This is a genomic window from Alteromonas sp. CNT1-28 (genome assembly GCF_022348345.1).
GTDB classification, from domain to species: Bacteria; Pseudomonadota; Gammaproteobacteria; order Enterobacterales; family Alteromonadaceae; genus Alteromonas; species Alteromonas macleodii.
This window is the reverse complement of sequence record NZ_JAKREZ010000004.1, coordinates 97963-113501: the sequence shown is the minus strand read 5'-3', so window position 1 is coordinate 113501 and position 15539 is coordinate 97963. Positions and strand designations below refer to the sequence as shown.

Here is a 15539-nt window from a genome sequence, read left to right as displayed (position 1 = left end):
CTAAATTAAACGAAAAACACTGACAAACGCATACTATATCTTTTCAGACCTTTACAATTACAAAACGGCATCACCTTTACAGAAGCTTTACAGTGTGTTGACTGCTTTTTGTATTTATCACGCTAGGATTAACGTGTCCGAACAAAAAGGAGACGACAATGAAAAAGTTATTAATTGCTAGTGCAACTGTAGCGGCGATTAGCTTAGGTGGACTTGCGTTGGCTCAGCCAGCAGGCCCTGGTATGCGTCACCACGAACCGGTTAAAGAAATTGTTAAACACCTTCGCGGTTTAAGCTTAAGCGACGCACAACGCGAAGAGATAAAAACACTCATAAGCGCATTTAAAGACGCTAACCCTCGACCTGAAAATCACGATAGTGAGAAGCCAAGTTTCGATTTTGAAACTGCTTCTGAGGCACAAATCAGCACCTTTATACAAACTCAACTTGAAGAGCGTGAGTCGAAACACTTTGCGCTTGCGCAACTACGCCACAATATTTTTAACGTGCTAAGTGAAGAGCAGCAAGCGAAAGTCTTGGCACGCGAAGAAAGTAGAGATCAAAAAAGAGCGGCGAGAGGCGATAAGCGACGCAACGCGTCTGACGAGCAAAAGTCACAATTTGCAAAACGTATGGATGATGAAGGCAAAGGCAAAAAATTCCGTGGTCACGGTAAAGGTGAAAGAGGCGACAGAGATCACCAGCGAGATGGCACGCCGTTTAAAGGCATTGACCTGACCGATGATCAGCTGACAAATCTTGCTGAACTTCGTGAATCATTCAAGGATACATCCAAAGCCAATAGAGAAACATTGCGAAGCTTTAAGGATGCCCAGCGCGACCTGATTAGAAGCTCGTCTTTCTCACAAGACTCTTGGAACGCTCTTGTTGCCCAGTACAAAGACGACCTTGTCAGTGCTGGTGTTGAAAAGGCCAAACAGCGCCAGGCCATGTTTGCAGTACTAACGCCTGAACAGCAAGCTGAGTTAAAAGCGCAGCGCGAAGAAGGTCGAAAGCTACGTGACTTACTGCGTTCTTAGTATTCAGTAACACCCTAACCCACCGTAAAAAGTGCTGGCCTTGGCCAGCCTTTTTTATGGCTGGCTTCCAACCTGCTGACTTTCTTTTAAACTACGTTTCGCCGAGAGAGTTAACGGCGTGACAAAGTCACCAATATGTACGCTATCACTACCTGACTCCGCTTTAAGCAAGCTGACGTCATCAGAAGCTTCGTACACCTGCAAAGTCAAAGTCTTCGTTGAAAACAGTCCCGGCTTTCTTGATAAGCCCAACGCAGGCAGCGCCCGTTGCTTAACCAATGAAAACTCATCGCCCACGGCTAACCCACTATTTTTACCCAGATCTATAGCAATGTAGTCAGGCGAGATATCAATGACCTGCGCATAAGTCGTTTCGCACTGAAGTGCCGCGTGAATGTCAGTAATAGCAGCGTGTACCGTATTGAGGACCATGCGCCCAAAATCACTGCGCCACAACAAGCTGTTGCTCATATCCACCGAATAATGTTGAGAAAAGGGCCAATCGGCCTCGCTGTGATAGCTATCATTAAAAATCACCTTGGCTTTGAAAGTGTCGAGCACGTAAACCTGAACGGTAAAATTCCGGCGAAGCGCGACACCATCAGTTTCAAATACCGAGGTAGCCTGCGACACCTGTTCGAAAAGAGAAATGTCCTTTACAAACCCGAATACCACGAACTGCTGCCCATATTCACTTCGCAGAAAGGTCGACATAGCCGTTAAATCAATGTCTGACATACTGGAGGTTAACCAGGTGTTAGCGTTAATAAGGGAAACAGGAATCTGGCTTACATCTCCACTTTGATAAAGACCGTTGAGTTGCTGAGCAAATCGTTGAGACACGTGGCTGCCAAATGAATAGAGCATGCCAGTCGCGGCCTGTTGAGGCGATGTTAAAGGAAATTCGGTCACTAAAATGCGATGGGCAAGTCCGTTGTTAGTGCAATTGAACAGAGGCGTAATGTTTACATTCACCACCACTGTAAGCGCGTCATCTTTGAGTGTTTCGCTTATGATCTCTACTCTTTGAATTCTGCCCTGAGAACGAATTTCGGCTTTGCTGGAAAGGAGTAGCCCGTCTACCGTGATATCCTGCGCGGAAATGGTACTGCCACTGCGAAAAGCCGCATCAGCAATAGCATTTTGTATGGCGCTGGTTCTCACGTCGCTAAGTTCTGCGCCAGCGAGTGCCATCGTAGCTTCACCCTGTACCCATTGAGCCCATGCGTGCGGAGTAACCAAAGAAGGAAGTAGTACCAGCAAAGCAGTAAGACTGATGCGTAAGCTTGGCAAAATAGTGCCTTTCATCGCGCTTATCCAAATATAGAAAACAGCTTGCCAATCACTGTTCGCTGCTGATTATCTTGCAGCTCACCCGTACCGCTATACTCAATTAACGCGTTGCCGACTTTTGAAGACAATACGGTATTACTTTCATCCACATCTTTTTTTCTGACTTCTCCTGAAAAGCGAATGTACTCTTTTCCTCTGTTCATCGTTATCCACTTTTCACCCGTTACCAGTAAATTCCCTGCTGGCGTTATTCCCGTAACATACACGGTAATGCTCCCACTCATCGAGTTTGACTGCTTAGTTTTAGCAGAGCTGGCGAACTCACTGTCCTGTTCGTGCTCCACCTCAACGTCATCTTCGTCAATTCGAATTCCCCCCACTTTTAGTGTGACGGGAGACAAATCAAAGGATGTGTTTTTGTCTGTATTAAAATCGAGCGACTTCTCCGACTGCGTCTGTTCTTCAAGCTTAACTAGAATCATATCCCCCACTTTGAAGCTTGCGTGGCGTTCATAAAGCCCTACAGAGTGCTCAGGATTAAATAGCGACCCCGTGGGTACATGCAAGGTCGACGTTGGCTCCATCCTAGGGGGTGAGTAACGGGGATCGCCGGGAGACGGCTCTTCCTCAACAGGCTTTACAGCTCGTTGCGACACATTTGGGTTGGTAGGGCTACTTTGAACAACCTGTTCTTCGTCAGTGAGTGTTTGGGCACAACCACCAAGTGTAAAGATTGCGATTAGTGTGTGTATATGGCATCGAACTTTCATGACATTGCTCAGTATTAGTTTTTATGCAGTGTGTAAATTAAGTGCCATCCATGACCTAACAGGAGCAAGTGTAAACGAACAAATTAAAAGAAATCTCGTTCGCTTAACTTATTTGCAAAACCTTTACAAATCAAATATATGCCTGCGGGTAAGGGGATGTTTTGGCCTTAGAAAACACAACAACTAACACTGCTGAAAATGGCGTCAGCGCACTACTTTCAAAATTTGGTTTACATACTGCTGACATTGAAAATAAATCGGCAAATTCAACAGAAGTAGCCAATGAAGCGGCAACCAGCGGCCAGTCTTTGCCGTCTTTGTTCGCATCGCTACTCGCAATAGAGAATCAACCGAATGAAGCTGATGCATTCGACAGCAAAATATCAGGCGAAGCTAATCTCTCAACACAGCCTTATATACTTACCGATACGGCAAGCGATGCTCAAGACGCATTACCTTTGCTCTCTGGTACGAGTAGCGTCAATGGGGTTTTATCGGATGATGCAATTGCCACCATGCAAGGCACGCTGTTAAATGCATTGCAAAACAATGTATTTCAATCGCTAGTTACCAACAATGATACGTCCGTAAATGCTACTACTAGCGTTCTGGGAAATGGTGATAGCAACGCGGCTGCCAATAATCAAAGTGATACTACTCCAACACTCTTCGATAATTTGTATTCCGGCGCTTTCGGAGACGATGGGCTTGATCTTAAAGACGGATTTGATGCGTTAAACATTGCAAATCACCTACCCATAGTTTCGGATATTTATGAAGCAACCACGTCAAATCACACGGCCGCGGCAGCAAGCTTGGCGGGAAGTTTTTTATATGGCGGAATAGGCGGATTAATGTATAACGCTATCGATTTGACCGTAGAGAATGTGACAGGACAAAGCATCTCAAACAATATGTGGTCGATGGGGCAGTCTTTACTCGCGTCAGTTTTTAGCAATCCAAGCATCGACAGTAAGGTAAGTGCTAATATTTCAGGTGCGCCACAAACGAAGGCGAGTGATGCCACCGCATCTATTCAGACTGATGATATAACCGCCGGAATAACCAACAAGGCAGCAGATGCTGCCTACCAGTTCGTTCAACGAGGTTTCAATTAACCTAAAGACCAGCTTCTGCCCACCAAACTACAAGGCCGTTGACTTAACCAATCTTAAAAATTCGGTTTAACTGGCTTGTAGTCGGGTGACAAAAAAAGCGGCGACGTTATTACTAAGTCAGCTGTGGCGGGTGTGCAGGCAACTGGCACATTCCATACCGAACACAGTCGTAGCAGCGCTTTAACGTCAGGGTCGTGAGGCGCAGGATTTAGCGGATCCCAGAAAAAGAAAAGTGCATCAAGCTTATTCTCAGCGATGAGCGCTCCTATTTGCTGGTCGCCTCCAAGCGGGCCACTTTTATAGCGCGTAACTTCTAGCCCGGTTTCATTGGCAATTAAACCGCCTGTTGTGCCTGTTCCCACTAAATTACACTGTTTGAGCACATCAATGTGCTGCTTAACCCAAGCAAGTAGCTCAGGCTTTTTATGATCGTGCGCAACAAGCGCCAAGGTAAGTTTGCCCATTTTATTTTCCGAGTTAATCCTAACAACCAATACTCACGGCCACTGTCGACATACTGTAACAATTTACCAGCTTTGCATAGTTAGACACTGTAACTAGTCATATTACGCATTAATGATGAACGACGTGCATTACTGGTAAACATTTCCACTCAACCATGCCATACAGTGAGTATAAATATTCAGTTCTATTGCGTAACTTGTCAACTTACTGTCACAACTATAAATATATTATTAGTTATATTTTTTGTGGGGTAGTCGCCGCAATCACCCAGTAAAATATTTATACATTTTTATTGCATAAACATTCAGATTAGATACACTAGTCGACGGTTAAAGCATCCAACTCATAATTTTGAGTTGCGACTTGATAGGAATTGATGATGACACAACCAACTCGCGTTGTTGGTTCAACCACTGGCAACGATAAAGAGTTTACCTCTCCCCTGGCTGGCTACACGATGCATAGCGTACGACGATGCGTGCGCCTTTCTATGCTTTTGCGGTAGCACACTTTTTACCTTTGTGATGTGGTAGCGGTTAGGCAAGGATTTACGCCCAACCAGTTTACAAAGGTAAAAAGTGTTTTTTTTCTCCTTTTATTGAATTTTTAATTATGTACAGCGTTTCGATTATTGGTGCCAGTGGTTACACAGGGGCACAACTTGTTCAGTTAGTTATTCAGCACCCTAAACTTGCATTAGCGGGGACTTACGTATCTGAGAATAGTAGCGATGCGAGTAAAAATATTGCAGAGCTTCACGGCAACTTGGCTCACGTTAATGCCACACTGACGCCTATTTCGGATGCGGCATTAAAAGAAATGGCTGACGGTGTCGATTTTATCTTTCTTGCCACTCCTCACGAGGCGAGCCACGACTGGATGCCTGTCCTATCTTCGGGCAAAGCCAAAGTGCTCGATTTGTCGGGTGCATTCAGGCTAAAAGACACGAATGTCTTCGAACAGTTCTACGGCTTTCCACATACGCAAGAGCAAAGCTTGGCTCAAGCTGTTTACGGCCTTGCCGAATGGCATGAAGCGCAAATTGCCTCTGCCGACGTTATCGCTGTGCCGGGTTGCTACCCCACGGCGAGCCTTAGTGCACTTAAACCTCTTGCTCACAATAATTTACTAGATGAAAGCGTACGCCCAGTAATTAACGCTGTTTCCGGCGTATCGGGTGCAGGCAGGAAAGCCAGCCTAAACACCAGCTTTTTTGAGGTTAGCCTGCAAGCATATGGCGTGCTAGGTCACCGCCATACCCCTGAAATTGAAGCTTACTTGGGTACCCCCGTTATCTTTACGCCGCACTTAGGTAATTTTAAAAGAGGAATTTTGGCGACCGTAACCGTTAAGGTTAAAGCTGGTACCACCAGCGCACAACTTGAACAAGCGTACACTGACGCCTATGCTGATAAACCCATTGTGCGTTTGCGCAAGAGTTTTCCAAAAATTGATGACGTTGCTCATACCCCATTTGTTGATCTGCACTGGAAATTAGATGAAGCATCTGGATACGCAGTGATTACCGCTGCAATCGACAACGTAATGAAAGGTGCTGCCTCTCAGGCAATACAGTGCCTTAACATAATGACGAAACAACCAGTAGAGACAGGGTTAGTACTATGAGTGTTTCACCAATTGTAATTAAAGTTGGCGGTGCATTACTCGACGACACCGCCGCAATGACACGTTTATTTCTAAGCGTAAAAGACGTGCAGGCCACACGCCCCGTCTTAGTGGTTCACGGAGGCGGACCATTAGTGGAAACGCTAATGGCGAGTCTTGGTCTTCAAAGCACAAAAATAGATGGCCTTCGGGTTACGCCCGATGAACATATGCCTTATATCTGTGGAGCCCTCGCAGGCTCTGCCAATAAGCAGCTATGCGCAGCGGCTTTGGCTTCAGGCTTAACCCCTGTTGGTTTGTCGTTGTTAGACGGTAATATGGTGGTGTGTGAGCCTCTAGCTGACCAGTATGGTGCCGTGGGCGTGCCGTCGACAGCAGACGCATCATTTCTAAAAAGCGTATTAGCCCAGTCAACACTACCGGTTATCAGTTCTATTGGTTCAAGCCCACAAGGCAGATTACTAAATGTAAACGCCGACCAAGCCGCAACGGTTATTGCCGAGCTTCTTAACGCTGAACTTTTACTCCTTTCCAATGTTGACGGTGTGCTTGATGGCGACAAATTGCTTATTAGCGAACTTAACGCAGCAAGCATATCGAAGTACGCAGATGAAGGCGTTATCACCGACGGGATGAAAGTAAAAGTGGATGCGGCACTCGCGTCTGCAGAGAATTTAGGCCGCGCAGTTTACATCGCGAGTTGGGCCGCCGACATCAACGACATTTTAAATAAGAAAACGGGCACGCAAATACTGCCCTCAGCACTGACAAATACACCGTCAAAAAACGCTGATTTACCCCACACCGACTTTACAAAAGGCAATGCCGGAGAAGTACAATGAAACAGGACCTACTAACCTTTGCAGACTGGACACCCGACGCAATGAAAAACTTGCTGCAATTGGCTGTAGAAATTAAACAAGCCCCAGCAAGTTACAGCAACGTGCTAGCGGGGAAGTCAATTGTTGCCCTGTTTGAAAAGCCGTCTTTGCGAACCCGCGTTAGCTTCGATATTGGTATCAACAAGCTTGGCGGCCACATGGTGTATTTAGATGTGCAGTCGGGCAAATTAGCAGGCCGTGAAGACGCAGTAGACACCGCCGCTAACCTTGCGTGCTGGGCTGACGCCATAGTCGCTCGCGTATTTTCTCACGATACGCTAGAAACCTTTTCTAAGGCGGCAAACGTGCCGGTTATCAACGCGCTGTGCGATAAATACCACCCGTGCCAAGGCCTTGCCGACTACCTCACAATGTTTGAACGCTTCGGCAAAACCGAAGGTCTTACCATGGCCTATGTAGGCGACGGCAACAATGTAACCCATTCTCTGTTAATTGTTGGGGCGCTTCTAGGTTGCAACCAAGTTGTAGTCACGCCAGAGGGGCACGAAGCGGCACCTGAAATTGTGGCGCAAGCCAAAGCGATTGCCGAGAAAACGGGTGTATCGATTGTTGAAAGCACAGAGCTTAGTGCTGCTAACGGTGCAGACGTTATCTATGCAGATACATGGCTTTCAATGGGTGACGAGACGCCACTTGAAGTGATCAAAGAAAAGTTCATGCCTTATCAGGTAAACGAAGCGTTGATGGAAGCAACCGGTGCTAGCTACGTTATGCACTGCCAACCTGCCCATCGCGATTTAGAAATTACGGGCTCGTTGATTGATAGCGATAAATCGCTATTAATGCAGCAAGCCGAAAATAGAATGCATGGCCAAAACGCCATTCTTACTCAATTACTTAACGCTTAAAAAGACGCCTACAAAGACGCTTAGAAGGATTATTTAGATGCAAAACGTTAAAAAAATCGTGCTGGCCTATTCAGGCGGGCTTGATACATCAGCCATCATTCCATGGCTTAAAGAAAACTATGGCTGTGAAGTTGTCGCGTTTGCAGCAGATGTGGGTCAAGGTGATGAAGAACTAGAAGGTCTTCATGAAAAAGCTATCGCATCTGGCGCAAGCGAATGCCACATTGTTGATTTGAAAGAAGAGTTCGTAAGCGAATATATCTTCCCAACTATTACTACAGGTGCAGTTTACGAAGGTGAATACCTACTGGGTACGTCAATGGCACGCCCGGTCATCGCCAAAGCGCAAGTTGAGATTGCGCGCAAAGTAGGTGCCGACGCACTATGCCATGGCTGTACAGGTAAAGGTAACGATCAGGTCCGCTTTGAAAGTACCTTTGCTGCCCTAGCCCCAGACCTTACGGTAATCGCGCCATGGCGTGAATGGGACATGGTAAGCCGTGAAGATCTATTGGCTTATCTAGCTGAGCGCAATATTCCAACCACGGCGTCAGCAACAAAAATTTACAGCCGCGATGCAAACGCATGGCACATTTCACACGAAGGCGGTGAGCTTGAAGATCCATGGCAAGAGCCTACCAAGCAAGTGTGGACCATGACCGTTGATCCTGAAGATGCACCAGACACACCTGAGCGCGTAACCCTGTCTTTTGACGAAGGTAAACTGACTCATGTTGATGGTGAGGCACTCTCGCCGTATCAAGCGCTAGTTAAACTTAATACTGTTGCTGCGGCGCATGGTGTTGGACGTATCGACATTGTTGAGAACCGCCTTGTAGGTATGAAGTCACGCGGCTGTTATGAAACACCAGGAGGCACCGTACTGCTTAAAGCGTATAAAGCCCTAGAAACTATGGTGCTCGATAAAGCTGCGCTTAAATACCGTGAGCAGATTGGTCTTGAGTTCTCACACGTGATGTACGACGGCCGTTGGTTCACTGCCCTTAACGATGCACTGCTTGCTGGCGCTGCGTCTTTTGCGAAGAAAGTGACAGGCGATATCGTGGTTAAGCTTTATAAAGGCCAAGCTACGGTTACCCAGCGTAAATCGCCGAACAGCCTTTACTCTGAAGACTTTGCCACCTTTGGTGCTGACGATGTTTACGACCAGAAGCACGCTGAAGGCTTTATCCGCCTGTTCAGCCTTTCAAGTCGTATCGAAGCATTGAAAAAACAAGGTGAACAGTAAGCATTACCTACAATAGTAAAGCTTAAGTCAGAACAGCATTTAAGGAGCATCACATGGCGTTGTGGGGTGGCCGGTTTGAATCCGGTGCAAGTAGTATGTTTAAACAGGTTAACGACTCGCTGCCGTTTGACCAAGTTATGGCAAGCCAAGATATTCAAGGCTCTATCAGTTGGTCGCGTGCGCTGCAAAAAGCAGGCGTATTGACCGTTGATGAACAAGCTCAGCTTGAGTCTGCATTGAGCGAGTTAAAAGCGAAAGCTGATGCAGGTGAACTAGACTTTAACGCATCTAGCGAAGAAGACATTCACAGCTTTGTTGAAGCTGCGCTTATAGAGAAGCTTGGTGACATTGGTCGTAAGCTTCATACCGGGCGCAGCCGAAACGATCAGGTTGCCACCGACTTTCGTCTGTGGGTACGTGAACATATTGCCTCACTTCGCGCTGATGTTTTAGGTGTAATAAAGTCGCTTCTTAATGCCGCTAGCCGTCATCAAGAAGCGATCATCCCAGGTTACACCCACTTACAGCGTGCACAGCCTATTCACTTTGCACACTGGTGCTTGGCTTACGTTGAAATGCTAAAGCGTGACTTAAGCCGTTTAGACGACTTGAAAGTACGCATGAACCAGTGCCCTTTAGGCTCTGGCGCATTGGCCGGCACTACTTTCCCTGTAGACCGTCATGCCATTGCTGAAGAACTGGGCTTTGATTCTCCATGCCTAAACAGCCTTGATGCTGTATCGGACAGAGACTTTGTGCTAGAGCTTTTATTTGTAGCCAGCACCAGCATGATGCACTTGTCACGTCTTGCCGAAGACATGATTTTCTATAACTCTGGCGAAGCAGGATTCTTACAGCTTGGCGATAGCGTAACCTCCGGTTCATCGCTTATGCCGCAGAAGAAAAACCCAGATGCACTAGAGTTAATGCGCGGCAAATGTGGCCGTGTGTTTGGTTCTTTGCAGGCACTATTGGTTACCATGAAAGGCCTTCCACTTGCGTATAATAAAGACATGCAAGAAGACAAAGAAGGCGCTATCGACACCGTAAACCAGTGGCATATTTGTTTATGCATTGCCAGCGAAGTGCTTGATTCACTGCAGTTAAACGAAGAGCGCTGTCGTGTTGCGGCAACCCAAGGGTTCTCTAACGCCACTGAACTTGCCGATTACTTGGTAGGCAAAGGTGTACCGTTTAGAACAGGCCACGATTTTGCAGGACGCGTTGTGCTTCAGGCCATCGACAAAGGGTGCGCCATTGAAGATTTACCACTAAGCGACATGCAGGCTATTTGCGATAAAATTGAAGACGACGTATACCCGGTACTACAGCTAGAGTACGGCGTGAATCAACGCAATATCTTGGGCGGCACCAGCAAAGAAACCGTGACGAAAGCACTGTATCAAGAGCTGGAAGACTTGGATAAGCAAGGGTAGCGACAAGGAACTGCTTAGATGGTATTAGCGCATCATGACGGCATAAAACTGTTTCGCAGTTCACTGCCCTATATTAATGCTCACCAGGGAAAGACCTTCGTATTGATGTTCGGTGGCGAAGCCATCGAACATCCTAATTTCCCTAATATTATTCACGACATTGCCCTGCTTAACAGCTTGGGCGTGCGCGTGGTCGTAGTGCACGGTGCCCGCCCACAGATTGATCAGCGCGTTGCCCTTCGCAACATCGAAGGTCGCTTTGACAGCGGTGTACGCATCACCGACAAGCAAACCCTTGAGTGCGTTAAAGATGCCGCCGGCTCGGTACGCTCTCAGGTAGAAGCCTTATTGACTATGGGGCTACCAAACTCACCTATGCACGGCTCGCAAATACGCGTGTGCTCGGGTAACTTAGTCGTTGCCAAGCCAATGGGCGTGCGAGGCGGCGTTGATTTTGAAAACACTGGTTTAGTGCGCCGTATTGATACCACCGGCATTAACGATCATTTAAACGATGGCTCAATTGTGCTGCTATCGCCTATGGGCTATTCATCAACGGGAGAAGTGTTTAACTTATCTCACGAAGATGTAGCTACGCAGGCGGCTATAGCCCTTAAAGCTGACAAGCTGATCGTATTTTCGAATTTTGATGGTGTATACAACCGCGAAGGTCGTTTACTTCGCACCATTGAACGCCCTCAATTAGAACAGCTTATCATGGCAGGCGACATTACCACCGAAGATACGGTGTTAAGTGCCCTCACCACCAGCGTTGCTGCCGGCGTGCCTCGTGCCCACTGCATCAGCTTTGAAAAGGACGGTGCCTTGCTTCAAGAGCTGTTCACTCGCGACGGTACGGGCTCGCTAGTAATGGAACATCATTATGAACAACTGCGTGCAGCGACCATCGAAGATGTGGGCGGTATCTTAAAGCTGATAAAACCACTAGAAGAAAGCGGCGTATTGGTAAAGCGTTCTCGTGAGCGTCTAGAGAACGAAATTAACCAGTTTATAGTGATAGTGCGCGACGGCATGATCATCGCCTGTGCAGCCTTGTATTTATACCCTGAAGACGGCTGTGCCGAGTTAGCCTGCGTGGCAACCCATCAAGACTATCGAGGCAAAAACCGTGGCGAACGGATTTTAGATGAAGTGCGCGCCCGTGCTAAAGAAGCCGGTATTAACAGCATTTTTGTACTGACCACAGTTACCGCACACTGGTTTTTAGAGCAAGGGTTTGAACCTGCTGACATAAGTGCGCTACCTGCCGTGAAGAAAGAGCTGTATAACTTCCAGCGTAACTCTAAAGTATTCACTTTATCGGTATAAGGCCCTACGCACTAAGCTCAATCAATTTAGACGTTTCCTTATTGTTAATTAGTAAGGAAACTTCCCTCTCCTTTTTATATCATATTGAATATATTAGCGTTATGACTATGTTTATTGCTACCACTCACATTAGCAAAGGGTTATATTAAACCATTCACTCCGGTGAATTATTTGCAACACTCTAGTATTGAACTTATTTAAACGTCAGCGGTTTACTAGTGATTTCTCGAACAATAAGAATTTTAAAACACTATCTTTTACTTGATGAAGATAACCTAAGAACCACCGATGCTGACGTGTGGCGCCTCAGTGTGCTGCGCACTATTCTGCTCATTGGCGTTGTCCTTACCTCGGCCATCGTGGCGCACTCTTCATATACTGCGTATGTACAGGAACTTTATTATGTTATGTACTTAACGCTGGGCTTCACTGCTTTTCTCTTCGCCACACTTTCGATAGGCTTGAAGCATATAAAGATCGCTTCTGCGTGCTTAGTTTTAGCGGTAGTTGGAGCTTCCCTGTGCATACTCTTCTTCACAATAGACTTAGAATCGGCGCGTTATGGCTTACTTTTGCTGTTTACGCTGCCTATTATTGTTCGAGTTTTGTATGGGGTGAAAGCATCCATTGCGACCATGCTATTCAATCTCATTCCGTATTATTTACTGCTGAACAATACGCAAGTATCTCCTTTGTTCGGCATTGATATTACATTGCCGGATACCCACACGTATTTAGCATCGTTAATTTTCCTGTTTTTCAATTTCTGCATTCCAATGGCTGTACTGCGGGTCATGTCGTCATTAGAAAAACAGTCTGAGCACAATTTATTACAAAGCAAAAAGCTTAATAAACTTGTTAGCCGTTATCAGGAAATTTTTAACAATGGTGGTACACCGTCTTTCTTTTGTGACGAACAAGGGCGCATAATCCAGGCTAACAAGGCTGCAAGAGCGCTAGTCAAAAAGTACCGGCCAGAGAGTGAATATATTCAAGATCTCTTCTCTTTATCTCACCCCATTACAAAGGGTGTAAACCAACACGCTTCCATTTTTAACGCACCCGAACGAGAATTTAAGCTTCAACCTGCTAGCCTTGAGCATCACAAAAAACAACTTATCCACTGCCATGATATATCCGCCAATAAGAAAAGCTTGATGGAGTTTGATGCATTCAAGAAGCAGCAGTATGAGAAGCACTATTTTAATGAACTAACGGGACTGAAAAACCATCACTTTTGGAAAATAGCGGAGTCGAGCGAGAGTATTTTAAATCGACATATTGTCCTGCTGAAACTGGCTAACCTCAGAGAAGTAAACCTGCAATACGGTTACAGTCAAGGTGATCAGCTGCTTTTAAGCGTAGCGTCACTTTTACAAAGCGAATTTACAAATGATGTCTCGGTATACCAATTTCCTGGCGCTAAATTCTTATTTACCGTAAACGGCAAACATCTTTCAACACAAAGTATAGAACATTATCTTGAGCGTCGATTGCCCACCAGCATGGTTATCAACTCAGCGCGAGGCACTGTAGAACATATGCTGAAATGGCGAGCGGGGCATTATCATGCCAGTCGTGAAATTAGTTTAGATGCGGCCGCCGAGTGCTGCGCAATAGCGCTAAGCCAAAGCGATGAATTCGCGCCGTACATCTCCTTTAGTATCAATACGGTGAAAACTATTCGAGAAAATACGCAACAAAAAGATAAGGTAAAGGCCCTTCTTGATAATGGGTGTCTTGCTTTGTATTTGCAGCCTCAGGTGTCGCTCCATGGCGTTACGGTGGGCTACGAAGTGCTGGCAAGATTGAAAGAGCCAAAGTCTGGTACCGTTCTTCAACCATTTCAGTTTCTGCCTTTGGTGGAAGAAAACAAATGGGAAGTACTGTTCACACAAAAAATTATCGATGGCACCTTGGCACTTTTAGACAAGTGGCCTAGCAACCTACCCAAGGTCCCCCTAGCGATTAACTTATCGGGGCCAGAATTACTTAGCGACCTCTTTTATGAAAAGCTATTACGTCGCTTCTCAGAGAGCCCTGAGCTTGGAGCACGCCTTAAATTAGAGCTAACAGAGACGTCTGTATTAGCCAGCCATTACGAGACTAAGCGACGCCTAACGTCGTTAGCCAATGTAGGAGCAACCATTATTATTGACGACTTCGGCACTGGTCACGCATCACTTTCCCAGCTTATTGATATGTCTGCTAGCGTTATAAAGGTAGATAGAGAGTTTGTAGAAAGAGTAGAAACGTCTGAACGACATCGCAAGATTGTTAAGATGACTCTAGACCTCGCTAAGAGTCTAGACATGCAGACCATTGCCGAAGGGGTAGAAACACAGGCGCAGCTGCGTGTACTTAAAGACATGGGTTTCAATATTTTCCAAGGGTATTTATTTGGAAAACCGGCTCCTATTGAGCATTGGGTTAAGACGGCAAAAGCACGCGCATAAAAACATGAAAATCGCGACTTGCGTTCAACATGTGTAATTATCAGAAATTGAAATAGTCGTACTATTGCAAATCTTAACAATCGGCGCTTTACTGGTATGACCAGAAGCGTAACGAAAACTAAGGTATGCCTTGTGAGCAAGACGATGACAAAGGACATTCAAGTAACCTGTGAAGATGGTACTCATCTAGCAGCTTCACTTTTCACTCCACACTCCCCCGCTAAAGCTGCAGTTATGATTGGCCCTGCAACGGGTATAAAACGGCAATTCTACAGCGCTTTTGCCGCCTATTTATGTGAACAAGGCTTTGGTGTTATCACCTTCGATAACAGAGGTATTGGCGGTTCGGTAAAAAGCAGCGTTAAAGAAAGCGATGCGTCGTTGGTAACATGGGGCGAGCAAGATATGCCAGCGGTACTAGAGACATTGAAAATTCATTTCCCTAACGTCCCCTACTTTCTTGTCGGTCATAGTGCTGGTGGTCAGCTGCTGGGTTTAATGCATAATGTGCACGACCTTACTGCCTTTTGTAATTTTGGTAGCTCTTCGGGCAGTCTCAGAAACATGCGTAAAAGCTATTTGCTAAAAGCCCATTTCTTCATGAATTTCTACATTCCCGTGAGTAATTTACTGTTCGGCCATACTAAATCTCAGTGGGTCGGCATGGGAGAGCCACTACCTAAAAAAGTGGCCCGTCAGTGGCAAAAATGGTGTAACGGTAAAGGCTACGTAAAAACAGGCTTTGGCAGTGATGTTAACGAGCATCACTACGACACCATTCAGATACCTTCTAAATGGCTGCTCGCCAATGACGACGATATTGCTAATATTCATAACGTTCACGATATGATTAGCGTTTTCCCCAATATGGAAGCAGAAGTTGAGGAGCTAGATCCACAGGCCTACAACGTAAAAGAAATAGGTCACATGAAGTTTTTCTCCCGTAAATGTCAGCATTTATGGCCTAAGGTCACCAATTATTTTAATCAGTATGTGTGATATTACCC

General features: G+C 46.0%; 13 protein-coding genes. 10 read left to right on the top strand and 3 right to left on the bottom strand.

Annotated elements, in window-relative coordinates; genetic code table 11:
- Positions 1-158: 158 nt before the first annotated feature.
- Positions 159-1040 (top strand): Spy/CpxP family protein refolding chaperone, encoded by an 882-nt coding sequence (locus tag MHN02_RS03845; RefSeq protein ID WP_239244637.1) that lies wholly within the window; start codon positions 159-161, stop codon positions 1038-1040.
- A gap of 54 nt (positions 1041-1094) precedes the next feature.
- On the opposite strand, the gene MHN02_RS03840 is transcribed toward MHN02_RS03845, so the two are convergent.
- Positions 1095-2348 (bottom strand): flagellar assembly protein T N-terminal domain-containing protein, encoded by a 1254-nt coding sequence (locus MHN02_RS03840; protein ID WP_239244635.1) that lies wholly within the window; start codon positions 2346-2348, stop codon positions 1095-1097.
- Positions 2349-2353: 5 nt separating this feature from the next.
- The gene (locus MHN02_RS03835) at positions 2354-3103 is read right to left on the bottom strand and encodes a flagellar basal body L-ring protein FlgH (RefSeq protein WP_014948056.1); all 750 of its coding nucleotides are present in this window, start codon (positions 3101-3103) and stop codon (positions 2354-2356) included.
- Between the two features lie 161 nt (positions 3104-3264).
- On the opposite strand from MHN02_RS03835, the gene MHN02_RS03830 reads away from it, so the two are divergent.
- On the top strand, positions 3265-4221 hold the full coding sequence (locus tag MHN02_RS03830; protein ID WP_239244633.1) for a hypothetical protein: 957 nt from the start codon (positions 3265-3267) through the stop codon (positions 4219-4221).
- Positions 4222-4274: 53 nt separating this feature from the next.
- On the opposite strand, the gene MHN02_RS03825 is transcribed toward MHN02_RS03830, so the two are convergent.
- Positions 4275-4685, bottom strand: coding sequence for a methylglyoxal synthase (locus MHN02_RS03825; RefSeq protein ID WP_014948054.1), 411 nt, complete (start codon positions 4683-4685; stop codon positions 4275-4277).
- 613 nt (positions 4686-5298) lie between these two features.
- Between MHN02_RS03825 and argC the strand changes: the two genes are divergently transcribed.
- From argC to MHN02_RS03785, 8 genes are all read left to right on the top strand, one after another.
- On the top strand, positions 5299-6312 hold the full coding sequence (gene argC, locus MHN02_RS03820) for an N-acetyl-gamma-glutamyl-phosphate reductase (RefSeq protein ID WP_239244631.1): 1014 nt from the start codon (positions 5299-5301) through the stop codon (positions 6310-6312).
- On the top strand, positions 6309-7154 hold the full coding sequence (gene argB / locus MHN02_RS03815) for an acetylglutamate kinase (protein ID WP_239244629.1): 846 nt from the start codon (positions 6309-6311) through the stop codon (positions 7152-7154). The genes argC and argB overlap by 4 nt, the downstream gene beginning before the upstream one ends.
- A complete protein-coding gene (locus MHN02_RS03810; protein WP_014948051.1) occupies positions 7151-8062 on the top strand; it encodes an ornithine carbamoyltransferase in 912 nt (303 codons plus the stop codon). The genes argB and MHN02_RS03810 overlap by 4 nt, the downstream gene beginning before the upstream one ends.
- Positions 8063-8099: 37 nt before the next feature.
- A complete protein-coding gene (locus MHN02_RS03805; protein WP_110289422.1) occupies positions 8100-9311 on the top strand; it encodes an argininosuccinate synthase in 1212 nt (403 codons plus the stop codon).
- A 53-nt stretch (positions 9312-9364) separates the two neighbouring features.
- The gene (gene argH, locus MHN02_RS03800) at positions 9365-10747 is read left to right on the top strand and encodes an argininosuccinate lyase (protein ID WP_239244627.1); all 1383 of its coding nucleotides are present in this window, start codon (positions 9365-9367) and stop codon (positions 10745-10747) included.
- Positions 10748-10765: 18 nt separating this feature from the next.
- On the top strand, positions 10766-12076 hold the full coding sequence (argA, locus tag MHN02_RS03795) for an amino-acid N-acetyltransferase (RefSeq protein WP_239244625.1): 1311 nt from the start codon (positions 10766-10768) through the stop codon (positions 12074-12076).
- A 218-nt stretch (positions 12077-12294) separates the two neighbouring features.
- A complete protein-coding gene (locus tag MHN02_RS03790) occupies positions 12295-14532 on the top strand; it encodes an EAL domain-containing protein (RefSeq protein WP_239244623.1) in 2238 nt (745 codons plus the stop codon).
- A 144-nt stretch (positions 14533-14676) separates the two neighbouring features.
- The gene (locus MHN02_RS03785) at positions 14677-15531 is read left to right on the top strand and encodes an alpha/beta fold hydrolase (RefSeq protein WP_014948047.1); all 855 of its coding nucleotides are present in this window, start codon (positions 14677-14679) and stop codon (positions 15529-15531) included.
- Positions 15532-15539: the final 8 nt, after the last annotated feature.